Origin of the sequence: Paracoccus panacisoli, from assembly GCF_042435015.1 — a bacterium.
Lineage (GTDB): Bacteria > Pseudomonadota > Alphaproteobacteria > Rhodobacterales > Rhodobacteraceae > Paracoccus > Paracoccus panacisoli.
On sequence record NZ_JBHMQU010000100.1, the window covers coordinates 1 to 5,457 of the forward strand.

Genomic DNA, 5,457 nt, shown 5'->3' on the forward strand with positions numbered 1-5,457 from the left:
ATGCGGATGTAGGCGCCGTCCTTCGACTTGAAGGTCTGGTAGTCGCCATCCACGGTCTCGTCCATCAGTTGCCGCAGACGGCCGGTGGTGTCCCTCTCCAGCAGCTGGTCCCAACCCTTGCCCCAGAGCAGCTTGATGACGTTCCAGCCGGCGCCCCGGAAATCGCCCTCCAGCTCCTGCACGATCTTGCCATTGCCGCGGACCGGCCCGTCCAGCCGCTGCAGGTTGCAGTTGATGACGAAGATCAGGTTGTCCAGCTTCTCGCGCGAGGCCAGATCGATGGCGCCGCGGCTTTCGGGCTCGTCCATCTCGCCGTCGCCGAGAAAGCACCAGACCTTGCGGTCGGCCATGTCGATCAGGCCCCGGTTGTGCATGTATTTCATGAACCGCGCCTGGTAGATCGCCATCAGCGGCCCGAGGCCCATCGAGACGGTCGGGAACTGCCAGTAGTCCGGCATCAGCCAGGGATGCGGATAGGACGAAAGCCCGCCCCCGCCCACCTCGGAGCGGAAGTTCAGCAACTGCTCCTCGGTGATCCGGCCTTCCATGAAGGACCGCGCGTAGATGCCGGGGATCACATGGCCCTGGAAGAACACCAGGTCGCCCCCGTGAATCTCCGACTGCGCGCGCCAGAAGTGGTTGAGGCCCACGTCATACATCACCGCCGACGAGGCGTAGGAGGCGATGTGCCCGCCGTATTCGCTGGATTCCTTGTTGCGTCGCACGACGGTTGCCATGGCGTTCCAGCGGTTGATGGTGCGGATGCGCCATTCCATCTCCAGATCGCCGGGGAACTCGTGCTGGTCGTCCACAGGGATCGTGTTCTGATAGGGCGTCGTAGCCGAGAATGGCAGGTTGGCGCCGGCCGCGCGGGCCTGCTGCACCGCCTTATCCAGCAGGAAATGCGCGCGGTTCGCGCCGTCGCGCTCGATCACGTCGGCGATCGCGTCCTGCCATTCCTGCGATTCGACGGGGTCGATGTCAGAAGCCTGATCTTTCATCATGTTTCCCTTGGCTGAAGCACTATCCGAGGTATGCGAAGGTTGGCGTAGCCGGGCACAAGGCGCGCCTTGCAGGGGACGCAGCGGCGGCCGATCCCTGAAGGGCGCCCGGAGATGTGAGAGCGGCCAGGGCGATGACGGTTCCGGCCATCCTGCGCCGTCCTTTCACCCAGACATGGCCTCAGCCTGCGCAGAACTTTTCCGCGCACACAACGATTTCCGGATGGTCCGTCCTGTTGATATGCGCCTCGCCCGCCTGGGAAACGCGGAAGCGGCGACCGGATCATGGCAACGGCGCGATCCGTCATGCCTCGCCGGGCAGGCGGTACGCTCCGGGGTCGTGTGAGGCTGGACTCGGGACTTGCGCAGGCCCGGCCCCTGAAGCCGTTCCTTGGCAAGACGCAAGCGTCTTGCTCGGTATGATCGGCATCCTCTCGCTCCCTCTGACCGCCCCTCCCGGCGGGCGACAGCGATCTGTCGCACGAGGTTAATAATATTGTCCTCTGCAGACGGTCAATATTTTTCTTTACCACAAGAGGGGCTGAGCAAGATTCCCGGGCGACCACGCCGTAGGAAGAGGCATGGGCCGCAAAAGGTGGTTTCGATAAAATTCGTGATTACAGATACTTGCTCGACCGTTAGACTGCCTTGAAACCAGCCCTTCCAAGGTAAACATTATTACTGACTGTCTGCGCCGAGCAGTCGAGGAGTGCCGACCATGATCGCAGTGGATGTCTTTGAACCCATCGACCACGAATCGGTGGTCCAGATGGTAGTGGACAAGATCGAGACGATGATCGTTGACGGGGTGCTGAAGGGCGGCGCCCGCCTGCCGTCCGAACGCGAGATGGCCGACGCCTTCCACGTCTCGCGCCCGAAGCTGCGCGAGGCCCTGCAGGTTCTCGAAAGCCGCAATCTCGTCACGGTCCGCCACGGCGACGGCACCTATATCGCCGAACTCACCGGACGGGCGATGTCGCCCGCGATGCTGGCCCTTTATGCGCGCCATGGCGAGGCGTTCCACGATTATCTGGAATACCGCCGCGAGCAGGAGGCATTCGCGACCCGCCTCGCCGCCCAACGCGCGACCGCGGCCGACAAGGAACGCCTGGCCGCGATCCGGGACGAGCTTCGGGCCGCCTGGGACGCCCAAGACCGCGAGGCCGAGCAGGAGGCCGATTTCCGGCTGCACAGCGCGGTCGTGGACGCCAGCCACAACACGACGCTGATCCACATGATGGCCTCGGTCTTCGACCTAACCAGGCGGGGCATCTTCTACAACCGCGACCTGCTGCGCAGCATCGACGGCACCGGCCGCAAGCTGCTGGACCAGCACCTCGAAATCATCGCGGCGATCGAGGCGGGCGACGCCGCCCTGGCCGACAAGGCTGCCCGCGATCACCTGGATTTCGTCGAGCAGTCGATCCGACTTGGCCGGGAAGTGCAACGCCGCGAACGCCGTGCCCGGATGCGGCTCAACTCGGCGGAATGACGGGAGGGGAAGCGGCTAGTGGCACGGTGACGGCGCCGAAATGGGACACAGGCCGCAGAAGCGTGCCAGGATCGGTATGATCGGCAGAACCTGGCATTGATGATGGTCTGGGCAGCCTTCATCAATGCTGGTCTTGCCCCCGTTTCGCCGGACATTCAGGCGGTTGCGGTTCGAGCTGCGATGAACTCGCGGGGTTAGCGCATCTTCAGCCCTGAGTGCGGGTGGTGTTCGTTGTCGTCGTTGATCCAGGCTCCGATCAATTCGGGAACGGTCCGTGCATCGGGCAGCGGCGTTACCTAGACGTAGTCGCGCTTCAGCGTCTTCACGAAGGCCTCCGAGATGCCGTTGCTCTGCGGGCTTCGCACCGGGGTGAAGCAGGGCTTCAGGCCGAGCTGGCGGGCGAAGATCTGCGTATCCCTCGCGATGTAAGGCGAGCCGTTGTCGGACAGCATGTCGATGACCGCAGGCGCACGGTATATGCCGAACCGTCGCTCGACGGCCTCGAGCATCAGGTCCCGGATGGTGGGTGTGTGAGGCGGGAAAATAAACACTGCTAGTTCACACCCCCAGAGGTCCTCCGGCGCTGCGGCAGTTCTGCGTCAGATTTGCGGCATCCTCGTCGAGCGTCCGATTCCAAAGGTGCCGCACTTCCAGCAAGCCTTCAGGGCTTGGCTTCCTCTCCGGCGTCGCCGCGGGTCGTTGGCCGGGCGGCAAGGCCCGCACCTGACCTTAGCTGCGCGGGTGATCGGGGATCAGAACGAAAGCGAAAGGGACAGGCCATGGAATAGCGGCTGGAAATCGGCTTGAGTGTCCCGAAACAGGCAGGACCGATCTTGAGCGTCGATGATTTCATTGCCCGCTGGACGACCTCGGGTGGCAGCGAGCGGGCCAATTTCCAGCAGTTCGCCATCGAGCTGACGCAGCTCTTGGACGTTCCGGCCCCCAAGCCCGCGACGGCGGATGCGCAGAACGACGACTACCGCTTCGAGCGGCCCGTGACCTTCATTCATACCGGCACGCAGTCGCGCGGCTTCATCGACCTCTACCGGCGCGGCTGCTTCGTCATGGAAGCCAAGCAGGGCACAGGCGCCGCGCCCGAGGAAAGCCAGCTTGATCTTCTAGCCGCGGCCCCGCCCGTGCAGCGGCAAGGGCATGGCGTTCGCGGCTCGAAGCGATGGGACGACACCATGCTGCGCGCCCGCAACCAGGCCGACGGCTATGCCCGCGCCGTGGCGCGCGAGGACGGCTGGCCCCCGTTCCTGCTGATCGTGGACGTGGGCCATGTGATCGAGGTCTAGCAACTTTTCCAGCACGTTGTAGAGGGCCGTCAGGGTCAGCTTGGGATGCGCCGCCTGCTGTGCCTTGCGGTGCGCGTCCAGCTCCTCGCCCAAGGCGCGCAGGCGGGTTTTCTGTGCCTCGGTGGCGACCGCATCGACGCCGCCGTGGCCGACGCCTATGGCTGGCCCGCCGACCTGGACGACGAGGCCATCCTGACGCGCCTGGTCGATCTGAACCGCGTCCGCGCCGCTGAGGAAGCGGCGGGCCTGGTCCGCTGGCTGCGCCCCGACTATCAGAACCCCGCAGGCCGCATTGCCGCCGCCAAGGGCCAGCAAGCCGAGATGGACGTGGGCGCGGCCCCTGACGCCGCCGACAAGGCGCTGTGGCCCAAGGCCCTACCCGAACAGATCGCCGCCGTCCGCGCCGTCCTGTCGGACATGGGCGAGGCCACGCCCGAACAGGTTGCGCGCCAGTTCAAGCGCGCACGCGCGGCGTCGGTGAAGCCCCTGCTGGAAAGCCTCAGCGCCTTGGGTCAAGCCCGCCTCATCGAAGGCGGGCGGTTCGCGGCCTAAGCCTCAGCCGAACAGCCGCTTCCAGAAGCCCCTGCGCGGCTGCGCAGGCGGCTGATCGGGCGCAGGCGCGGACCGCTGGTCGGCCAGCAACGCGGTTGCCGGCTGCCGCCAGCGGTCCCGGTCCTCGCGCAGGTCGGCGATCATGGCCTCCTTATCGGACAGACGCTCATGCGCCGCCTCAAGGCGCACCTGCAGCTCCCTGACGGACGGCCCTTTGTCGGGGGTTTCCTCGGCTCTCCGCGGGGTTCGATCGTGGTTGCCGTCAACGTTGAGGGGGTATACCCCGGTTCAACTCCGAAGGCTGATACACACCAGTCTCATCCTTGAGCGCGGAGAGGCGCCGCCCGGATTTCATGGCTTTCGAGATCGTCGCCTTCGACTTTCCCGACGCTTTCGCAGGCGCGCCCAAGGTATAGGCCAAAGGGTTCACCTCATTCAGGTTCAACACCTGTAAGACGTTTACTCTTTCCCACTTGACCGAGACAAGCAGAGGTCTATGGACCAAAACCAAGTCCAAGACTATCTTGTTTTTAGCTCAGGAGGTGCCCCATGCAGATGAACATCGCAGAGGCGAAGGCAAAGCTGTCGGAATTGATCGCCGCGGCCGAAAAGGGCGAGGACGTCATCATCGCGCGCGGCGGCCAGCCGGCCGTGCGGCTGGTTTCGGTCCATCGGCCCACCGTGCGCATCGGAATCGGCGATGGACTGGTCAGCAGGGTGCCGGATTTCCTCGCTCCCATGTCCGAGAACGAGCTGAGGGATTGGGAGTGAGAGCGGTCCTGCTCGACACCCATACCCTCATCTGGAGCCTGGTCATGTCCTCGGAACTGAGTGCCACGGCGCGGGACGTGATCGAGGCGGCGGACGTGGCCTATGTTGCCCCGATCAGCTTCTACGAGATCACGCAGAAGCATCGGCTCGGGAAGTGGCCGGAGCTTGATCCCGTCATCGGCAAGCTTCTGCCGCTCTGGCGCGCGCAGGGCACCGAGATCGCGCCCTACACGGCCGAGATCGCGTTTCTGGCAGGGGCGATGCAGTGGAGCCACCGGGACCCGTTCGACCGGATGATCGCGGCAACCGCCATCGCCTTGGCTTGTCCCCTGATCTCCAAGGA

Annotated in this window: 7 protein-coding genes and 1 pseudogene; 5 read left to right on the forward strand and 3 right to left on the reverse strand. The window is 64.7% G+C overall.

The window, feature by feature from the left end:
• Nucleotides 1-1,001 (reverse strand): pyruvate dehydrogenase E1 component-related protein (locus tag ACFHYO_RS15770; protein WP_512700654.1); only part of this gene is annotated, 1,001 nt, incomplete at its 3' end.
• A 718-nt stretch (nucleotides 1,002-1,719) separates the two neighbouring features.
• Here ACFHYO_RS15770 and ACFHYO_RS15775 point away from each other — a divergent pair.
• On the forward strand, nucleotides 1,720-2,493 hold the full coding sequence (locus ACFHYO_RS15775) for a FadR/GntR family transcriptional regulator (RefSeq protein ID WP_394321663.1): 774 nt from the start codon (nucleotides 1,720-1,722) through the stop codon (nucleotides 2,491-2,493).
• Nucleotides 2,494-2,687: 194 nt separating this feature from the next.
• Here ACFHYO_RS15775 and ACFHYO_RS15780 read toward each other — a convergent pair.
• Nucleotides 2,688-3,014, reverse strand: a pseudogene (locus ACFHYO_RS15780) (integrase core domain-containing protein); the annotation flags it as partial.
• Between the two features lie 312 nt (nucleotides 3,015-3,326).
• Between ACFHYO_RS15780 and ACFHYO_RS15785 the strand changes: the two are divergent.
• On the forward strand, nucleotides 3,327-3,791 hold the full coding sequence (locus ACFHYO_RS15785; protein WP_394321665.1) for a type IIL restriction-modification enzyme MmeI: 465 nt from the start codon (nucleotides 3,327-3,329) through the stop codon (nucleotides 3,789-3,791).
• Between the two features lie 45 nt (nucleotides 3,792-3,836).
• Nucleotides 3,837-4,343, forward strand: coding sequence for an RNA-binding protein (locus tag ACFHYO_RS15790; protein WP_394321667.1), 507 nt, complete (start codon nucleotides 3,837-3,839; stop codon nucleotides 4,341-4,343).
• A gap of 3 nt (nucleotides 4,344-4,346) precedes the next feature.
• Here ACFHYO_RS15790 and ACFHYO_RS15795 read toward each other — a convergent pair whose 3' ends face one another.
• On the reverse strand, nucleotides 4,347-4,487 hold the full coding sequence (locus tag ACFHYO_RS15795) for a hypothetical protein (protein WP_394321669.1): 141 nt from the start codon (nucleotides 4,485-4,487) through the stop codon (nucleotides 4,347-4,349).
• A 405-nt stretch (nucleotides 4,488-4,892) separates the two neighbouring features.
• Between ACFHYO_RS15795 and ACFHYO_RS15800 the strand changes: the two genes are divergently transcribed.
• On the forward strand, nucleotides 4,893-5,114 hold the full coding sequence (locus tag ACFHYO_RS15800) for a type II toxin-antitoxin system Phd/YefM family antitoxin (protein ID WP_036733460.1): 222 nt from the start codon (nucleotides 4,893-4,895) through the stop codon (nucleotides 5,112-5,114).
• On the forward strand, nucleotides 5,111-5,457 hold a 347-nt coding region (locus ACFHYO_RS15805; RefSeq protein ID WP_394321671.1), incomplete at its 3' end, for a type II toxin-antitoxin system VapC family toxin. The genes ACFHYO_RS15800 and ACFHYO_RS15805, both read left to right, overlap by 4 nt.